At 63.7% G+C, this 19,677-nt stretch carries 14 protein-coding genes; 11 read left to right on the forward strand and 3 right to left on the reverse strand.

The annotated features are described in order from the left end of the window. Window positions 1-29 precede the first annotated feature (29 nt). Entirely contained in the window at window positions 30-947 is a 918-nt protein-coding gene (locus tag ACVWYU_RS09440) for a LysR family transcriptional regulator (RefSeq protein WP_090319205.1), read from the forward strand. A 220-nt stretch (window positions 948-1,167) separates the two neighbouring features. Here ACVWYU_RS09440 and ACVWYU_RS09445 read toward each other — a convergent pair whose 3' ends face one another. From ACVWYU_RS09445 to gspG, 3 genes are all read right to left on the reverse strand, one after another. Next, window positions 1,168-1,743, reverse strand: a complete 576-nt coding sequence (locus tag ACVWYU_RS09445; protein WP_457372551.1) for a hypothetical protein — start codon at window positions 1,741-1,743, stop codon at window positions 1,168-1,170. A gap of 154 nt (window positions 1,744-1,897) precedes the next feature. Continuing rightward, on the reverse strand, window positions 1,898-3,085 hold the full coding sequence (locus ACVWYU_RS09450) for a type II secretion system F family protein (RefSeq protein WP_247254258.1): 1,188 nt from the start codon (window positions 3,083-3,085) through the stop codon (window positions 1,898-1,900). A 14-nt stretch (window positions 3,086-3,099) separates the two neighbouring features. Continuing rightward, a complete protein-coding gene (gene gspG, locus ACVWYU_RS09455) occupies window positions 3,100-3,534 on the reverse strand; it encodes a type II secretion system major pseudopilin GspG (protein WP_457372552.1) in 435 nt (144 codons plus the stop codon). Window positions 3,535-3,740: 206 nt separating this feature from the next. Between gspG and ACVWYU_RS09460 the strand changes: the two genes are divergently transcribed. The 10 genes from ACVWYU_RS09460 to ACVWYU_RS09505 all read left to right on the forward strand — a co-directional run bounded on the left by ACVWYU_RS09460 (window position 3,741) and on the right by ACVWYU_RS09505 (window position 19,676). Continuing rightward, window positions 3,741-4,349, forward strand: a complete 609-nt coding sequence (locus tag ACVWYU_RS09460; protein ID WP_390955385.1) for a lytic transglycosylase domain-containing protein — start codon at window positions 3,741-3,743, stop codon at window positions 4,347-4,349. A 206-nt stretch (window positions 4,350-4,555) separates the two neighbouring features. After that, window positions 4,556-10,369: a manganese-oxidizing multicopper oxidase MnxG gene (mnxG, locus tag ACVWYU_RS09465; protein WP_457372553.1), complete on the forward strand. Its 5,814-nt coding sequence runs from the start codon at window positions 4,556-4,558 to the stop codon at window positions 10,367-10,369. Between the two features lie 205 nt (window positions 10,370-10,574). Further along, complete coding sequence (locus tag ACVWYU_RS09470; RefSeq protein WP_457372554.1) at window positions 10,575-12,527, forward strand: cytochrome D1 domain-containing protein; 1,953 nt, start codon at window positions 10,575-10,577, stop codon at window positions 12,525-12,527. Between the two features lie 13 nt (window positions 12,528-12,540). After that, window positions 12,541-13,197, forward strand: coding sequence for an SCO family protein (locus ACVWYU_RS09475; protein ID WP_457372555.1), 657 nt, complete (start codon window positions 12,541-12,543; stop codon window positions 13,195-13,197). Then, window positions 13,194-13,817, forward strand: a complete 624-nt coding sequence (locus ACVWYU_RS09480; protein ID WP_247254264.1) for an SCO family protein — start codon at window positions 13,194-13,196, stop codon at window positions 13,815-13,817. The genes ACVWYU_RS09475 and ACVWYU_RS09480 overlap by 4 nt, the downstream gene beginning before the upstream one ends. A 9-nt stretch (window positions 13,818-13,826) precedes the next feature. Continuing rightward, window positions 13,827-15,377 (forward strand): cytochrome c/ABC transporter substrate-binding protein, encoded by a 1,551-nt coding sequence (locus tag ACVWYU_RS09485; protein WP_457372556.1) that lies wholly within the window; start codon window positions 13,827-13,829, stop codon window positions 15,375-15,377. Between the two features lie 13 nt (window positions 15,378-15,390). Further along, window positions 15,391-16,344 (forward strand): peptidylprolyl isomerase, encoded by a 954-nt coding sequence (locus ACVWYU_RS09490; protein WP_457372557.1) that lies wholly within the window; start codon window positions 15,391-15,393, stop codon window positions 16,342-16,344. 223 nt (window positions 16,345-16,567) lie between these two features. Further along, the gene (locus tag ACVWYU_RS09495) at window positions 16,568-17,101 is read left to right on the forward strand and encodes a response regulator (RefSeq protein WP_457372558.1); all 534 of its coding nucleotides are present in this window, start codon (window positions 16,568-16,570) and stop codon (window positions 17,099-17,101) included. A gap of 84 nt (window positions 17,102-17,185) precedes the next feature. Next, window positions 17,186-18,892 (forward strand): GspE/PulE family protein, encoded by a 1,707-nt coding sequence (locus ACVWYU_RS09500; protein ID WP_457372559.1) that lies wholly within the window; start codon window positions 17,186-17,188, stop codon window positions 18,890-18,892. Next, entirely contained in the window at window positions 18,873-19,676 is an 804-nt protein-coding gene (locus ACVWYU_RS09505) for a hypothetical protein (protein WP_457372560.1), read from the forward strand. Before ACVWYU_RS09500 ends, ACVWYU_RS09505 begins: the two co-directional genes overlap by 20 nt. The last annotated feature ends 1 nt before the right edge of the window (window position 19,677 follow it).

The raw sequence follows: 19,677 nt of genomic DNA on the forward strand, positions 1-19,677 counted from the left end.
AGTGTTTAACTGTCAACCGGGACGTGACAATGAACCCCTTCGAAGATATGCGTATTTTTTGCCAGGTGATGGACTCCGGCAGCTTTACGGCCGCTGCCGATCAACTGGGACTCTCCAAGCAATTTGTCAGTCGGCGCTTGATGCAACTTGAAGAGCGCCTCGGCGTGCGATTGCTCAATCGTTCGACCCGGCGACTGGACGTCACGCCCCTGGGGCAGAGTTATTACGAGTCGGCCCTGCGCTTGCTGGGCGAGGTCGAGCAAGTGGAGCAGGGCATCGCCGGCCAGACCACCGAACCGCGCGGCACCCTTCGCGTCAGCGCGCCGCTGTCCTTTGCCCTGGCCCATCTGGGGTGCTTGTTGCCGGTTTTTTTGCAGCGCTATCGCGAGGTCACGGTGGAAGTGGATTTGAGCGACCGGCCGGTGGACTTGCTGGGCGAAGGCTACGACCTGGCGCTGCGCATCGGCATTCTTGAAGACTCGACGCTGATCGCGCGGCGCATCGCTTCCATCCAGCGCGTGTATTGCGCCAGCCCGGCCTACCTGAGCGAGCGCGGCACGCCACTCAAACCCGAAGACCTGCACAACCATGACTGCCTGCCTTACGGCCACGGCCGCCAGGTGCAATGGCGTTTCGCAGGGCAGGGCAAGCCGCTGGCCGTCAACGTCACCGGGCGCATGCGGGTCAACAACGGCGAGTTGCTCAAGGACGCAGCGATTGCGGGAATGGGCATTACGTACCTGCCGACGTTCATTGTCGGTTCGGCATTGAAGGACGGGCGGCTGGTGCCGGTGCTGGATGAGTTTCGACCCGAGCCGCTGACGCTGTCGGCGGTCTACCCGCAACACCGCCAGTCATCGCGACCGGTGCAGGCGTTGATCGAGTTTTTGCGCGAGCGGCTGGATCAGAGTAATGGGGACAGCCCCTTCAACAGGGAGGGCGCCTGACACCCCGCGTTCGCTGCGATGCGGCGCCCCGGCAAGCCAGCTCCCGCAGGGGATTTGGGGCATACACCAAATGTGTGACCGCCCCTAAAACTGTGGGAGCGTGGCTTGCCCGCGATGGGGCCGGCACATCCAGCATCGATGGTGCCTGACCCACCGCTTTCGCTGCGATGCGGCGCCCCGACAAGCCCGCTCATACAGATCCTGTGTTGATGAGTAAATGTCAGGTCCGTTTGTCATCGCCTGCTTCGCCACCCACATGCACGCCGCGATCGTCACCCACTTCACCATTGGCGTGAACGCCGTGATCATCCCCGATTTCGCCAGCGCGATGGACCCCGTGGTCGTCGCCTATCTCGCCGCTACGATGAACCCCGTGGTCGTCGCCTAACTCGCCGCTACGATGAACCCCGTGGTCATCACCCGGTTCTGCATGAGTGCTGTCGCGTCCCGAGTTGGAGGACGCTGTGCTGCCGCTGTGGCCCGAGCCATGGTCGCTGCCGCTGTTGCTGCCACTTCCACCGTGGCCACCTCCGCCACCTCCGCCATTTCCACCACCGCCACTACCGCCGCCACCACCATGGCCGCCACCGCCACCGCCACCGCCACCGCCACCGCCACCGCCGCCGCCGCCGCCACTACCGCCGCCACCACCACCATGGCCGCCACCCCCTCCACCACTGCCCCCTTCTTTTGCGTGAGCACTCGAAACCCCGGACAGGTTGTCCGGAATCAGTACGGTAGACGCCGACAGAACTGCGCCAATAGCAACCGCCAGCATGAGCTTGTTCATGTGCATATCGATCTCCGTCTTCTTCAGGTGGAACGTTGATAAACAATGCAACGCATTGCTTTATTCAGCAGGAACCGTCGATAAACACCTCAACGTCCGGCTTTATTCATTTGCAGCGTCGATACAGGGCTCATCGCGCTGCCAGTCCCGCTGCCAGGGCTCAATGAATGCTGGAGGCCAGCTCGAAAATGGGGATGTACATCAGGATCACGATCACCCCGATCAACAGGCCGATGAAGGTCATCAGCAAGGGTTCGAACAAGCGCACGAACCATTCGATCCAGCGGCTGATTTCTTCGTCGTAGAAGTCGGCGCTGCGCTCCATCATCTGCCCGAGGTTGCCGGACTGTTCACCGGCACGCAGCAGGCGCAGGGACACCGGGGTCACCAGTTGATTGAGCTCCAGTGCCGTCGACAGCGATTGCCCCTCGCGTACCCGTTCGCAGGCCTGGTCCAGCCGTGTGCGCGAGGCCACGGTGAGCAGGCCCCGGACCATGCCCATGGCGGTGACCAGGGGAATGCCGCCTTGCAAGAGGATCCCCAGGGAGCGGTAGAAGCGCGCCAGTTCGTACATGAAAATGCGCTGGTGTACTGCCGGGAGTTTTTCGATCAAGCGGTCCACGCCCCGACGAAAGGCCGGTTGGCGCTTGAGCAGCACCAGGGTGACGATGATGGCCAGCAAGGCAGCGAAGAACTCGCCCTGGTGGGCGTGCAGGAACAGGCCGCTGCTCATCAGGATCTGTGACAGCCACGGCAGGTTCGACCCCAGCCCCTCGAACACGAGGCTGAAGCGCGGCACCACATAGCCCATCAGAAACAGCACCACGCCACCGCCCACCACCAGCAACAGCATGGGGTAGATCGACGCACTGATGATCTTCTGGCGAACCTCGTCCATGCGTTGGCGATAGCTGACATAGCGGCCCAGGGCTTCGCCCACGGCACCGGTCTTCTCGCTGGACTGCACCAGGGCCACGTACAGCGGCGGGAACACCGCCGACAACTGGGCCAAGGCCTGGGAAAACGATTTGCCTTCATAGAGCAGGCGCACCAGCTCGCTCAGGGTCTTGCGGGCCTGGGGCGCGGTTTCTTTTTCCGCCAGGCTTTCCAGGGCATCGATCAATGGCAGGCCGGCATTGAGCAAGGTGGTCAGCTCCTGGCTGAACAACACCAGGTTGAACGTCTCGCGCTGCTTCAAACGCAGCGCCCGCCAATGACGTTCGGCGTGCAGGCTGACCACCCGCAGGCCCTGGTCTTCGGCGATGCGCCGCGCCTCGCTGTGACCCGGCGCCTCGACGGTCATGGAAACCACGCCGGCCTTGCCGACGGCTTTGAGATGAAATCGCATGGTGGCCATTTCCGTCACTGCCAACTGGTGATTTCAGCGTTCTCGCCTTCGCCGCCGGGTTGCCCGTCCTTGCCCAGGGACAGCAGGTCGTACTCGCCGTTTTCGCCAGGGTAGCGGTAGGTGTAGTTACGGCCCCACGGGTCCTGCGGCAGCTTTTTCTGCAAGTAAGGACCGGTCCAGTGGGGTTCATCACTGGGCGCGGTGACCAACGCCTGCAAGCCCTGTTCGGTCGATGGGTAATGGCCGACTTCGAGGCGATACAGGTCCAGGGCCTTGCCCAGTCCTTCTATTTGCGCCTTGGCCACTTTCACTTCGGAACGGCCCAGTTGCGCAAAGTATTTCGGCGCGACGATGCCGGCCAACAACCCGAGCACCACCAGCACCACCAACAATTCGAGCAGGGTGAAGCCGCGTTGGGTACGCGGGGCGAAACACAGACGCTGATTCATGATGACCTCACACAGTCGGCAGAAGGGTCGCAACAACGCCTTATGCAATTGCCATGCAAAGGGCCGGCGAAGGCCTTGGCATCCTCCTGTACCCCGCGTGCCACGGGCTTCTGCGCTTTCGGCACAGTGCTTGCGTATGCCTGATTCACGACTGGCCATTGGGGCATAACCCCCAATTTTCGGGGCCGGGCAGGGGAGGTGGAACCATGAAAACTCTCACCACGGGAATGCTCGGCTGCCTGCTGCTGGCGGGCGTCGCTCAAGCTGATGTGTTCGTGTCCACGGATGCCAAGGGCAACTTCGTCCTGTCCAACGTCCACCGTCCCGGTCGGCACTATGAACGGGTCATCCATGAGCCTGCCGCGGCGGTGGTCAGCCTCGATCAACAGCCGCAGATGATCGCCGCGCAACCCTACGCCGAGCTGGTGTCGGCGGCGGCCACGGCCAACCAATTGCCGGCGGCGCTGTTGCACGCGGTGATCAAGACCGAGTCGGCCTACAACCCCAGTGCGGTGTCAGCCAAGGGGGCCGGTGGCCTGATGCAGTTGATGCCAGACACGGCCCGCGAGATGGGCGTGACCGACGTCTACGACCCCAAGGCCAACATCCAGGGCGGTGCCCGTTATCTCAAGCGGTTGATGACCCTGTTCGACAACGACATCGCCCTCGCCGTGGCCGCTTACAACGCCGGGCCGCAAGCCGTGCTCAGCCGAGGCGGCGTGATCCCGCCGTTTGCCGAAACCCAGCGTTATGTGCCCAGCGTGCTGCGCCAGTACCGGCGTCTGCAGGGCTTGTCGGCGGATGCCCCACTGTGAGCGAAAGCCGTGGGGTGGTTTTCCCCAACATTGGGGCAGGGTGGCCCCGGCGAAAAAGTGGGGAATAAGTGGGGAATTATCCCCCGAGCTATCAACTGAAAATCGTAACTGGCTGAAAAATAAACAGAATTTTTATGGCATGCGGATTGCTCAACGCAGTTGTCGAGAATTATTCCCTGTGAGCATCCACAGCGAGGCCCGTGATCATGACCGGCATTTTCCACGCACCATCCGTATTCCATTTGTTGCTGCTGGCGGCCTCGATGTTCGGCGTCGAACTGGCCGAAGCGGCAGTGCGCTGTGAGCGCAACCTGGTGGCCAACGTCGTGGCGCTGGACCAGCCACTGATGTTCAACCGCCTCGGTGCGCAAAACGTCAACGGCATGATGTTCGCGTTGCGTCGCGACGTGGTCGATGACCATGAGATTTCCCTGGCTCAGGGCGGCGCCGCAGTGCCGGGCAAGGTGTCGCTGCGTCCCGACAAGCGTCCGCGTCCGCTGGTACTGCGGGTCGCCGCCGGTGATTGCCTGACCATCAATCTGCAGAACCTCCTGGCCTATCAGGCCAACCCCGGTTCCCACGAAAATGGCGGCGTGGAGGGCGAAGTCGAAGTCGGCAACGAAAATGCCTTCAAGGTCGATGAACAGGTCACTGACCGCCATGTCGGTTTCCAGGTCAACGGCATGCAAGCGGTCAACACCATCGACGACATCGCGTCGTTCACCGGACGCAATGCCAACACCTTGATCCCGCCCGGTGCCACCCGCAGCTACACCTTGTACGCCGAGCGTGAAGGCGCATTCGCCGCCAGCAGCCGGGGCGCGACCTTCGGTGGCGAAGGGGCGGCCGGCAACGTCGCCAACGGGCTGTTCGGCGAAGTGGTGGTGGTGCCCAAGGGCGGTCGCACCTACCGCAACACCGTGACCGAAGAAGAGATGCGCCTGGCCACCACCGGGCGCACCCCGGCCGGCCAGCCGATTGTCGATTACCAGGCGCGCTACCCGCAGCGCGAGCCCTGGATACGGGAAGGCAAGGCAGGCACACCGATCATCAACATGGTCGACGGCAACGAAATCATCTCCAGCGAGAGCGACGCCATCGTGATGGGCAGTAACGCCGACGGCAGCTTCCCGCCCTCGACCTATCCGCTGGAATCGGTGGGCAAACGCAACCCGGCGCTGCCCAATCGTCTGGAGCCTTTCCGCGACTTCGCTTCGCAGTTCCAGGATGAAACCGCCGCGACCCAGGCGTTTCCGGGTTACTGGGCGGACCCGGTCATGGCCCACGTGCTGGAGCCGACCCGCGATGGCTTCATGATCAACTACGGTTCCGGCGGCATGGGCGCCGAGGTCGTGGCCAACCGCCTGGGCGTGGGGCCGATGCACGATTGCCTGTCCTGCGCCTACGAAGAATTCTTCCTCAGCTCTCACACCGTCGGCGACGTGGCGATGCTGGTGGACGTCCCGGCCAACGCCGGGCTGGAAAACATCCGTCCCGGTGAAGTGCCCAGGGCCGATCAGGTCGGGGTCAAGGCGACCATGGCGCTGTATCCGTCCGAGCCGTCCAACGTCAACCACAGCTACATCGGCGACTTCGTCAAATTCCGCAATACCCACAACGGCCATGAGCAGCACATTTTCCACCTGCACGGGCATCAGTGGCTGTTCAACCCCAACGACGACAACTCCGACTATGTGGACGCCCAGGGTATCGGGCCGGGCGCCGGCTACACCTATGAAATCGCCAACGGCGGTTCGGGCAACCGTAACCGGGTAGCGGGCGATGCGATCTATCACTGCCACTTCTACCCGCACTTTGCCCAAGGCATGTGGAGCATGTGGCGGGTCCATGACGTCTTTGAAGAGGGCACCCGACTCGAAGTCTCGCAACAGGGCGCCGACGGTTTCCACAGCGAACCCTATGCCCTGCGCAGCGGTAAACCGGCGGCGGGCGCACGGGCCTTGCCCGACGGTGAGATTGTGGCCGGCACGCCGATTCCGGCGGTGGTGCCGTTGCCTGGCAAAGCCATGGCGCCGATGCCCGGCAAAGTCGCGGTCGTGCCGAAAATCAGCGAGACCCTTGTGGCCGCCAATGACGACGATGAAGCAGGCGACGATGACAGCGGGCATCATGGTGGCAATGGCGGTGCCCAGGCGATTGGCTCGCTGGCGCTGGTGGATCGCAGCGAAGCCAACCGCAACGCCGACGGCAGCCTGAAAAACCCCGGCTATCCCTTCTGGATCGGCGGCATGGAAAGTTCGGTCGGCCAACGCCCGCCAACCCCACCGCTGGACATGCTCGACGCCGCCAAGGCCCAGGCCTTGAAGTCGAGTGGCAATGCCTTGTGGGCCAACCTCGACCCGGCTCAGTCCGGTGGCTGGGATGGTGGCCTGGGGCGTCACTCGCTGGACGGTTTCTCCTCCGGCGGCGAGGCGCACACCGTGACCACCTCCCTGGATTTCTCCAAGGAAGTGACCCGCGCCAAGCCACTGTACCTGCCGGAAGAAGGCACCGAAGTCGAACAGGCAGCCATGGCGTTCCACGCCAAGAAAGAACACCCCAGCTTCGCCGTGCTGCCGGGCAACCAGGTGGTGGCGCGCAACTTCCGCACCAACGGCGCGCTGCCGATGGCGGGCGCACCGTACTACGAACCGTGCATGGATGACCGCGCCAAGCGCCTGACCAGCAGCGCCGGCAGCGGCGAGTTCAACAGCGGCGAGCGGATCGACGGCATGTCGTTCAGCGGTGCCTCGACCTTCACCGCCGACCGTCCGCGCATCTACAAGGCGGCGAACATTCAGTTCGACGCGGTGTACAACAAGGTCGGCTACCACTTCCCGCAGGCGCGCATTCTCGCGCTGTGGGAAGACGCCTGGCCGGTGATCACCAAGCAGCGTCCGCCAGAGCCGCTGGTGATGCGCATGAACACCTTCGATTGCGTGCAGTACCAGCAAACCAACCTGGTGCCGGCCGTTTATGAAATGGACGACTATCAGGTGCGCACACCGACCGACGTGATCGGCCAGCACATCCACCTGCCGAAATGGGACCTGACAGCGGCCGACGGTTCGGCCAATGGCTGGAACTACGAAGACGGCATCCTTTCTCCGGGTGCCGTGCAAGAACGCATCCACGCCATTCGCCAGTTCAACCAGTGCGAAGGCACCGACCCGCGCGACGGCACGGCCGCGTGCCCGAAAGCCAAGGCGCACCCGTTCTTCGGCCAATACGGCCGGGCCGACTGGGTCGGGGCGCGCACCGCGATGCAACGCTGGTTCGTCGATCCGGTGGTGAACACCAAGGGCGTCGACCGTGGCCTGGGCACCATCTTCACCCACGACCACCTCGGCCCATCGACGCACCAACAGATTGGCCTGTACGCCACCGTGCTGGCCGAACCGGCCGGTTCCACCTGGTTCCACGCCGAAACGGGCGAGCCGTTGTACAGCGGCGCGCGGCAGGACGGCGGGCCGACGTCGTGGCAAGCGGTGATCTCTACCGGCGACCTGGACGGTGACGGCAAGAACGACAGCTTCCGGGAGTTCTTCCTCGAATACAGCGACTTCCAGCACGCCTATGAAGCGGGTGTCTACGTGGGTGCCGGTCCCAATGGCATTCCTGATGCGCAAAGCTTCCCGGCCACCGCCGACAGCTTCCGCTACGCGATCAATCCGCCGGTGCGCAAGGAAGCCGAAACCCTGCTTGAGCAGGTGGTCGAAGCCCGTGGTGGCTTGATGCAGGGCTGCCCAAGCCGGCCTTGCCCGCAAGCGATCTCGGTCGATGACCCCGGCATGTTCGTGGTCAATTACCGCAACGAACCGCTGGCCCTGCGGGTGTACGACCCGAACAAAGTCGGCCCGGATGGCAAGCGTGGCATGCAGGCCGATGGCCTGGGCGGCGACCTGGCGTATGCCATGCAAAGCCGTACCGACCGTGCGATCCCGGCGATGAACCTGGCGCCGAACCTGATCACTGCGGCCACCGGTCCAACCGGCGGCACCACGCTGTTCCCGCCGCACATCAACAAGGGCGGCGCCGAACCGGGTGACCCGTTCACCCCGATGCTGCGCACCTACACCGGCGACAACGTGCGGCTGCGGGTGCATGCCGGCGGTCACGAAGAGGAGCACAACGTCACCCTGCACGGCGTGAAGTGGCTGCAAAGCGGTTCCGGTTTCGGCAACAGCTCCAACTCCGGCTGGCGCGCGTCGCAGATGATCGGGATTTCCGAGCAGATGGGCTTCATCGCGCCGGTGTCGATGCTCTCCAGTTCGGCGGCCACCACCGGTGACTACCTGTACTCGATGGACGCCTCGCTTGAAGGTTACTGGAGCGGCATCTGGGGTGTGATGCGCAACTACACCGCCCAGCGCAACGACTTGTTCGCGCTGCCGAACAACCCGAAACCGGCCGGCATGCGCAACACCGTGGCCTTCGATGGCACCTGCCCACGGTACGGCGCCAACCCCAACGGCATCGGTACCCGGCCGACCCCGCAACGCAACTATGAAGTGGTCGCGGCCCTGGCCAATGACATCCTCGGCAACCCGTTGGGGCTGGCCATCGGTGACTCGGCGGGGCTTGGGCAGCATGTCGGCGGGCCGCTGAATCCGGCCGGCGGCACACTGGTCTTCAACTCGCGGGCGGTGAGCATTCCGCAAGTCACCGTGACCGACCCTCAAGACGGTGTGACCTTCACCGTCGGTGGGCAAAGCGGGCCGTTGCATGACCCGACCGCGATCCTCTATGTGCGCAAGACCGACCTTGATCCGGTCACTGGCAAACTCAAACCCGGCGTGCCGGTGGAACCGCTGGTGCTGCGTGCAGCGGCGGGTGACTGCATCAACATCACCCTGGAGAACCGTCTGCCCAGCGTGATGCCGGACCTGCCCCAGACGGCCACCGTGATGGGCATGGTCAAGCGTGACCGCAACAACGGCGAGGGCTCGACCACCTTCAGCAATAACCTGCTGCGGCCATCGAGCACCGTGGGCCTGCACGCGCAATTGCTGGCTTACGACATCACCAAATCCGACGGCGCCAACGTCGGCACCAACCCGATCCAGACCGTGCCGCCACGGGTGGGCAACACCGGACCGTACCCGACCCGTACCTATCAGTACTACGCCGGGCACCTGGAGCGTGAAGGCAAGCCGATCACCCAACTGGGCCGCAGTGTCGACAACATCAACGCCACGGCGGTGGAATTCGGCGGGCTGAACATCACACCGGCAGACGTGATCAAACAGCCGCAAAAAGGACTGGGCGGCGCGATGAGTATCCTGCCGGTCGGCGCCACCTGGACAGAAGACACACGCAAGGTCAATGCGACCGTCACCGCCCCCGGGCAAACCCCCTATCGCGACTTTGCCATGGTCTGGCAGAAGGCCTTGAACATGCGCTGGGCCAATGGTCGTCCGGTGGAGGGCATTGCCTCGGAGGCGGGTGTCCCGACCGATCCGCAGGACAACTCGAGCATGGCCATCAACTTCAGGACAGAGCCGATGTGGTACCGCTTCGGTCTTGCCCCGGATGCTCCGTTCGGCCACGCCGACGGGCATGGCTATGGCGATGTACCGAACGCGCACATGGCCTTCAGCAATGCGCTGGTGGGCGGCGATCCGCAGACGCCTGTGCTGTACGTCAAACCGGGGCAGCCGTTCCGCACGCACATCCTGATGCCGACCGGTGGCAGTCGTGGCACCACCTTCCAGCTCGACGGTCATGTCTGGTCGGTCAACCCGTTCCAGTCCGAGAAGAGCGACACCGGTGGCTACCCGATGTGGACGCCTGGCGTAGGGTCGGTACGGTTTGGCTACAACCCGATGTCGATGTACATCGGTGCCCACGAAAGCATCCTGCCGGCGGCGCACTTCAGCTTCATGCACCCCAGTGCCGGGGGCAGCAACGCGATACCGGGTGATTACCTGTTCCGCGATTACGGCGCCTACGGCAACACCGCCGGGCTGTGGGGATTGCTGCGGGTGACCAACGAACCGGAGCCGGCGCCGGCGCCGTAGGCGAGAGGAATCGGCAGGAGAGAGCGCGATTGATTGTCTGTGGCGAGGGAGCTTGCTCCCGCTGGGCCGCGCAGCGGCCCCAAAAATCATACTGTCAATGCAGATTTTGTGAGTGCTGCGCACTCAAGCGGGAGCAAGCTCCCTCGCCACAGAAGCAGGCATCGCTGCTGGATAGGCAGACACAGATCTGAAGGGGAGTGTTGGCATGAACAGGACCATCAAAATCGCCATCGGTGTGTTGATTGTCGGCGTGGGGCTGATCTGCCTCGGGGTATGGCGCACGTCACCCCCGACCTTGCTCAGCGACGTTGCGTTGCCCGATACCTGGAGCGGCCACACGCTGGAGCGTGACGGCATATCGGTGGCGCTCGAGGTCATTCCGCTGGCCGCGGACGGCGTACTGCGCGAAGGGGAGTTCGCCGACGTGCAGTTCCGCATCACCGACAAGGCCTCCGGCCAACCCTTGGCAGGCGTTGCCCCCGGCGCCTGGCTGGACCCGGAAACCGTTGCCGCCGACCAGGCCCAGGGCCGCGAACAGAGCTGCAAGGCGCGGGTCGGGGTGTTCCTCAAGTCGAGCATCGGCGCGCGTCCCTTGCTCGATCTCAACAGCTACTTCCTCATGGTGATGAACCGCGATGCCAGTGTCTCGGTGGTCGACCCGTCGGTGTCGGTGGGCGGTATTACCAGCACCCTGGCGCGGATCGACATCAAGCAACCGCCGATGGACTGGGTCACCCCCAGGGATAACAAGCGGGTATTCGTGTCGATGCCGACGGCGGGTGAAGTCGCGGTGATCGACAGCGAACAATTCAAACTTTTGGATTCGGTGGCGGCCGGCAGCCACCCGGTTCGTGTGGCGCTGCAACCGGACGAACGCTTGCTGTGGGTCGGCAACAACGCACAGGCAGCGGAGCAGTCCGGGGTCACAGTGATCGACACCCACAGCCTGAAAGCCCTCAAACACCTGGCGACGGGGGGCGGCCATCACGAAATCGCCTTCAGCAAGGACAGCCGTTTCGCCTTCGTCACCAATCGCGATGACGGCACCCTGAGCATCATCGACATCGCCAGCCTGACCCTGATCAAACAACTCAAGACCGGCTCGCACCCGTTGTCGGTGGTGTACTCGCCGTTGTCCGGCGCGGCCTATGTGGCCGATGGCAAGGACGGCACGGTCACGGTGGTGGACGCGGCGAGCCAGTCGGTGCGACGGGTGATCAAGGTCAAGCAGGGCCTCGGCCCGATGGGGTTCAGCGCCGACGGGCGTTTCGGCATCGTTCTCAATACCCTGGAGAACCAGGCCTCGGTGATCGACGCCGCCACCGACTCGCTGATCCATGAGCTGGACGTGTCCGCCGAGCCCTATCAGGTGGTGTTCACCAAGGCCTACGCCTATATCCGCGGCCTGGCCTCGCCCAAGGTGACGATGATCAACCTGGCATCACTCGGCGAAGGCCGCACGCCGATCAGCCAGGGCTTCGAAGCCGGGCCCCAGGCACCGCGCCTGGCCGGGGACCTGCCATTGGCCTCGAGCCTGGCGGTGTCGCGGGACGACAACGCGGTGTTTGTGGTCAACCCGGTGGACAACACCACCTACTTCTACGCCGAAGGCATGAACGCCCCGATGTCCGGTTACCCCAATCGCGGGCAAGTGGCGCGGGCGGCGCTGGTGATCGACCGCAGCCTGCGCGAAATCGAGCCGGGGCTGTACAGCGCGCGGATCAAGCTGCCGCCGGCCGGACGTTTCGACGTCGCGTTCCTGCTCAATCAGCCGAACATCATCCATTGCTTCACCACCGTGGTCGAGGCCAACAAAAGCCTCGAGCCTCTCGTCGGCGTGCCCAGTGTGGAGTTCCTGCTCGACACCTCTACCGCCACGTTGGGCAACCCTTATGTCGTGCGTTTCCGCATCGTTCAGGGCAAGCAGAAAACCGAGCGCAGTGGGGTCAAGGACGTTTTGGTGCGCTACTTCCTGGCGCCGACTTCGCGGCCTCGGGAAGTCGCGGCCCTGGACGTCGGCAACGGTGTGTATGAAGCCCCGGTCGACCTCAATCAACAAGGCGCCTGGTACCTGCACGTGCGTGCGGCGTCACTGGGGGCGAATTTCGGCGACCAGACCTTTGCCAGTGTTCGGGTGACCCCCGGCCAGACTCATTGAAGAGGACATCGACATGAACCGATTTGCACACCGTGGCCTGCTGACCCTCTGCCTTCTGGCCGCGGGCATCGGCCAGGCACTGGCCCACTCGGCCGATGAACATGCCGGTCACGACATGCAGGCCAAGAGCGCCAGTCAGGAGAGCACCCAGGTCAAATTCGCCGACGTGGCGCTGGTGGATCAGAACGGCAAAACCGTCCGCCTGGAAAAAGACCTGGTCAGCAACAAGATCGTGGTCATGAGCTTCATCTACACCAGCTGCACCACGGTCTGCCCGGTGGTGTCTTCGATCATGGGCAAGGTCCAGAAACAGCTGGGCGCACGGGTGGGCAGCGAAGTGCAACTGGTGTCGATCAGCATCGACCCGCAGCGCGATGACGCCAAGCGCCTGAACGACTATGCCCGTACCTTCCAGAATGGGCCGGGCTGGAGCTGGCTGACCGGCCCCGCGCAGTCGGTCAACGAAACCCTCAAGGGCCTGGGCGCCTTCAGCGGCGACTTCAAGAACCATGCGCCGCTGATTCTGGTCGGCGATGGCAACAGCCGCCACTGGACGCGTTATTACGGGTTCACCGACCCGACGGTGCTGAGCCGTGAAGTCGAGAAACTCAGTGGTCAGCGCAATGCCCACGCCAAGCACACGGCCGTCGCCATGGAGGATCAGCCATGAGAACCCTCGAGCGCATGGCCCTGAGTGCCTGCCTGTGCCTGTTCAGTGCGCTGGCCTTCGCCCACGCAGGCCATCAAGAACCGGCACCCGCGGCTGTCGCGGCGGCGCAACCGGCGGGCGGCACCCGCGACGCGAAAACCTGGTTCACCGACACGCCGTTGCAGGACCAGAACGGCAACACCCTGCGCTTCTTCAGCGATGCGCTACAGAACCGGGTGGTGCTGCTCAACGTGATTTTCACCAGCTGCACTGACGCCTGCCCGCTGATCACCCAGAAGCTCAAGCAAGTACGCGAAGTGTTGGGCGACCAGGCGGAGGGCATCACCTTCATTTCCCTTACCAGTGATCCGCTGCGGGACACCCCGGCGGTACTCAAGGCTTACACCTTGAAGCAGGGCGTCGATGGCCCCCACTGGCTTTTCCTTACCGGCGACAAGGCGCAAATGGACCTTGTCCTGGGGCGCATCGGCCAGATCGTGCCGACCCCCGAGCAGCACTCCACGCAGTTGATCGTCGGCGACGTGGCCAATAAACGCTGGAGCAAAATCCGGCCCGATGCACCCGCCGCCGCCATTGCCCAGCGCTTGCAGTTGCTGACAATGCCCGTGGTCGGGCGCTGAGTCCGGGCCATGAAAAAAGCCCTGATCCTTGGCCTGCTCATGGTGTCCGGCATCAGCCTGAGCGCCCAGGCGTTGACGCTGACCCCCAGCGAAAGCGCCGGCAAACGGCTGTACCGCGAGGGGGTGTCGGCCAGTGGCGAGCCGATCATGGCCAGGGTCGGGGCCGCCGGCCTGCTGCTGCCGGCCACCCGCCTGCCGTGTGCCAACTGCCATGGCAGCGATGGCCTCGGCCGTCCCGAAGGCGGCGTGCGTCCGCCGGACCTGAGCTGGTCGCGGCTCACCAGCACCTACGGCCAGCAGCAGGTCAACGGACGCGCTTATCCGGCATATACCGAAAACACCCTGGCCAGGGCCATCCAGGAGGGCCGCGACCCCGGCAACAATCAGCTCGATCCGGCGATGCCCAGGTTCGTGATGTCGATCAAGGATCAGCGCAACCTCACGGCCTATCTCAAACGCGTGGCCGATGACCGAGACCCTGGCCTGAGCGCTGACAGCCTGCACCTGGGCACCTTGTTGCCGAGCACGGGGGCGCTGAGCGAGGAGGGCGCCACGGTGGCGGCGGTGCTCAACGGTTGCGTGGCGCGCATCAATGAGGCTGGCGGCATTCATGGCCGGCAGTTGCGCCTGACCATTCTCGACCCCGGCCCGGACCGCGCCAGCGCCGAGCGTGCGTTGGACCAATTGATCGAGAAAGAGCAGGTGTTCGCCCTGATTGCACCGCTGGCCCCGGCACTGGAGTCGGACCTGGCGCAGCGCCTGGAGCAGGCCGGCGTACCGCTGATCGGGCCGCTGTCATTGCAGGGCAGGGCCCAGGTCAGCCGGCAGATTTTCGAGCCGCTGCCGGGGCTGAGCGAACAAATGATCGCCCTGGCCAGTTACGCCGCCACCAGTCTGCGGGTGCTTCAGGGGCCGACGCTGATCGCCTATCCGGACGAGCCGGGTCAGCGCCAGGCGGCGGAGAAACTTGCCCAGTACCTGCAAGCCAACGACTGGCAAGCCGTGCGCCTGCAAGCCTATCAATCGGCGCAGGACGAGTTGCCGCTGGGGTCGCGCTCGGTGTTTTACATGGGCAGCAGCGGCGGCTTCAGTCACCTCGCCGCACGCCTGCAGACGGCGGGTCAAGTGCCTTACCTGTTCGCCGCGTCGAATCAGGTGGCGGGGGATCTGCTGCAAGTGCCCAGTGAGTTTTCCCGGCGGGTGTTCCTGGCCTATCCATTCGTGCCCAGCGACTGGACGCTGGCCGGACGCCTGGCCCTGACCCAATTGCGCCAGCGGCAGAAACTGGGCGGCGAGCACGCGGTCCTGCAGGTGGGGGCGTTCAGCTCGATGATGCTGTTGAGCGAAGGGATGAAGCAGGCCGGGCGAGACGCCAGCCGCGAAAAACTGATTAGCGCCCTGGAAGGCCTGCATGACTTCGATACCGGACTGACCCCGCTGATCAGTTTCGGACCGGGTCGCCGCCTGGGCCTCAGTGGCGCGCACATTGTCACGGTGGACCTGCCCGACCAGCGTTTCTACCTGGTTGCCCCCTACAAACCGATAGCCGCCATGCCCTGACCGGAGGCCGAACATGAAACTCAACACTTTGCTGGTTCTGTGGGCGCTGTGTGTGCCGGCGGCTTACTGCAGCAACGGTCCGGCCGTGGCGCGGGTCAATGGCGAGGAAATTTCCCAGCTGCGCCTGGAGCGTTATTTCGCCGAATACCTGGAGGATCAGGGGCGCTCGGTGGGCAATATCCGCAATCCCAAGGCGTACAAGCAGTTGCGCAAGGCGGCGCTGGACGCGCTGATCGACAAGGAATTGCTCTGGCAGGAGGCACTCAAGCGCGGGGTGGTGATCAGCGATGCCACGGTGCAAAGCCAGGTCGAGCAGACACGCCAGGCCTTCGGCGGTGCCGAGGTGTTCGCCCGGCGCCTGGAAGACGCCGGTTTCGATGAAGCCAGCTACGCCGAATACACCCGGCGTGAACTGGCGGCTCAGCAAGTGTTCGCCGACCTCACCCGTGTCAGCGAGCCGGACGAACAGCAGGTGCAGGCGTTTTTCGAGGAACACCGCGCCGAGATGAACCGGCCCGAGGAAATACAGGTCAGGCATATCCTGATCAAAGTGCCTCAGGGGGCGGATGCTTCCACTGTTGAAGCAGCAAGACTACGCTTGCAAGCAATGCACACCCGAATCACCCAAGGTGCCGATTTTGCCAGTGTTGCCAGGGAGGGGTCTGAAGACGCCTCGGCCAGCGAAGGCGGCGAACTGGGCTACTTTCCTCGGGGGCGGATGCTGCCGGAGTTCGAAGCGACAGCCTTTGCCCTGGCGCCGGGAGCCGTCAGCGAGCCGGTGCGCACGGCAGTGGGCTGGCATTTGATCCTGTTAGAGAACCGAGTGGAGGCAACCGATGTCACAGAGGAGCAAGGACTTGACATGGTTAGGGCGTACCTTGCCCGACAGAAACAGGTTCAGGCTCGTCTGCAGGCACTGGCGCAATTGCGTTCCGGTAATCGGATCGAACGGGTTGACGATGATTGAGCGTTTCCCCAAAAGTGGGGAATCGATTCAATGTAAATCCGTTCGCTTTCCCCCGTTTTTGGGGGGAGCGGTCAGTGGACGAAAAGGCATTGTTTTTAAATTCAAGGACATGAAGCGATAAAACGACCGGCGCTCAGCCTGGCATGAAGTGTGCGTTAGACCTGTTGAAGGCGCGCACTCCACCAGGTTCGGTATTCGGCCCTGCGGTTTCAAGGAGTCCACCTTGTTAAACAAAGTACTGGTTGTTGACGACGAACAGCTCCTTGCGGAAAACCTCCAGGGTTACCTGCAGGCGCAAGCGCTGGAAGTCCGGATAGCGCACAACGGTGAGACGGCGATTGGCGAAGCCGAACGCTTTTCACCCGATGTGATGGTGTTCGATTACCGCTTGCCCGATATGGAAGGTTTTGAGGTGCTCGATGCCGTCCGCCAGAACAGGAAGTGTCATTTTGTGCTGATCACGGGGCACCCCACCGCAGAGGTTTGCGAGCGGGCCCGGCAACTGGGAGTCAGCCATATCCTGTTCAAACCCTTTCCCTTGGCGGAATTGGCCCGTGCAGTCTGCGATCTTCTGGGGATGAAGCGCGAACCCAAAGCAGGTGCAAGCCAATCCGAAGGATTCGTCGAACGACGCCAGAGCAGGACCGAAAGTTTCCCGCTGCAGTTGTACGACGGTAGTTGGGTGCTGGCCGATCGCCGACGAAGTTCAGCGGCCGCCAAGGCGCCAGACGACGAACAATTGCTCACCGGGGAGTAGTGGCGCGACAAGAGGTTCCGGTCCCCGCCGAAACAGCTCGCCGCGCCGACAGGGCTCAAAGCCCCGGGCGTTGGAGAGCAAGCCATGGACCGTCTATCCCTTGTTGTCGAGCCGTCGCCGTCGGAGTCTCTACCCAGCCGTTTTTCCAGTGAGCAATTAGCCCAGGCGCGGGCGCTGGCCGCCAGTTCCGGTGAACGGATACTGGACGCCCTCGGGGAGCTCTGCGAACTGGCCCCCATGCCCTTCATCCAGTGCCTCGGCGCGACCCTGCATTATCCGGTGCTCGACACCGACAGCCTGTTTCAAGCCACCCCGGTGTTCGACCGGGTCACCCTGGCCCAATGCCTCAAGCGCGAATTCACCCTGCTGCGTCACAACGAGGCGGTCATCGGTGTCTTCGCCGACCCCTTCGACACGGCTCGCCTGGCCTGGATCGATGATTGCCTGCACGGCGCGCCGCTGTACCTGGTGCATGCCGACGACCTCAAGGCTTACCTGGCGCGCCACGAAGAGAGCTTCCACGCGGTCGAATCGCTCAACGCCCAGGCCGACGCCGGCAGCGAAATCGACAACCTGCAAAGCCTGTCCCTGACCAGCATCAGCGAAGACTCCAGCGTGGTGGTCAAACTGGTCAACTCGACCCTGTACGACGCGCTGAAAATGCACGCCAGCGACATCCACCTGGGCACCACCGGCAGCGGGCTGGTGATCAAGTACCGGATCGATGGGGTGTTGAACAACATCAGCAAGATCCAGGGCAACGAGTTCGCCGAACAGGTGATTTCCCGGGTCAAGGTCATGGCCGAACTGGACATCGGCGAAAAACGCGTGCCCCAGGACGGTCGCTTCAAGATCGGTATCAGCGGGCGGCAGATCGACTTTCGGGTGTCGATCATGCCGAGCATTTTCGGCGAGGACGCCGTGCTGCGGGTGCTCGACAAACAGGACCTGGCGGACAAGGTCTGCGGCGTGCAATTGCAAGCCCTGGGCTTCGAAGACGAAACCCTGCGCCAACTGCGCCGGCTGGCGGCCGAACCCTACGGCATGGTGCTGGTCACCGGCCCCACCGGTAGCGGCAAGACCACCACGCTGTACGCGATGATCACCGAGATCAACCACGGCGTGGACAAGATCATCACCATTGAAGACCCGGTGGAATATCAGCTGCCGGGCGTGCTGCAAATCCCGGTCAACGAAAAGAAAGGCCTGACCTTCGCCCGAGGCCTGCGCTCGATCCTGCGCCACGACCCGGACAAGATCATGGTCGGGGAAATCCGCGACCCCGACACCGCGCAAATCGCCGTGCAATCGGCACTCACCGGGCACCTGGTGTTCACCACCATTCACGCCAACAACGTGTTTGACGTGATCGGTCGCTTCACCCAGATGGAAATCGACCCCTATAGCCTGGTCAGCGCCCTCAACGCGGTGCTGGCCCAGCGTTTGATTCGCCTGGTCTGCGGCAGCTGCAGCACGGCGTACACCCCGACTGAAGAGGAATTGCAAACCTCGGGGCTCGATGCGCAGCAGGTCGATCACTACCACTTCGTGCACGGCAAGGGCTGTGGCCATTGCCGTGGCACCGGTTATCGCGGTCGTAGCGCGATTGCCGAGCTGCTGCACCTGGACGATGAACTGCGGCAGATGATCGTCGAGCGCCAACCCATTTCGAAAATCAAGGCCCACGCCTGCAAACGTGGCTTGCGCCTGCTGCGCGAGTCGGCGCTGGAACTGGTGCAACACGGCCGGACCACTCTCGAGGAGATCAATCGTGTCACTTTTATCTCGTGAGCGTTATATCGCCGTCCTCGGTGCCAGCGGTGTCGGCCTCGGCCAGCGCCAGGGCAGTGAAACCCGCTGGCTGGGCAGTGTCGGCTTCATCGATGAAGGGTTTCATGCCTGGGCCGTGGCCCTGGAAACCCTCGACCGGCTGCTGGGCGAGCATGCCCGCGCCGGTGCGGAGTTGACCGTGGTGATCTCCGGGCACTTCAGCCGGTTCTGCCTGGTGCCCTGGAGCGATCAGATCAGCAGCCCCGAAGAACTGCGCGGGTTTGCCCAACTGTGCTTCGAAGACCTCTACGGCGTACCGAGCCAACCCTGGAGCCTGGTGCTCTCGGCCGAACCGGCCGGCTACGACCGCATCGCCAGCGCGCTGCCGCAGGACTTGCTCGAACGCCTGCGCACGCTGGTCAGCGGTCGCGGCCTGAAACTGAGGTCGGTGCAGCCGTACCTGATGGCCGCGTTCAATCATTTCGACAAGAGCTTCGACGCCGGGGACTTCCTGTTCGTGGTCGCCGAGCCGGTGCGCAGCGTGTTGCTGCTGGCGCGCGAAGGGCGCTGGGCGGCGGTGCGCTCGGTGGGCAGCAGTGACAGCGATGCCGCGCTGACTGCCCTGATCGGTCGCGAAAGCCAGTTGCAGGCCTCCACCAGTGAACGGCCCCTGAGCGTTTACCTGCATGCGCCGGCCCGTATCGACTCACACCCCGACGTTCCCGGTGTGCACCTGCGCACCCTTGAAGAGGACCGGACAGCCGTACACGATTGCCTGTACGTCATGTCTCGGGCGGTGGCCTGAC

This window comes from Pseudomonas sp. TE12234 (genome assembly GCF_054061835.1).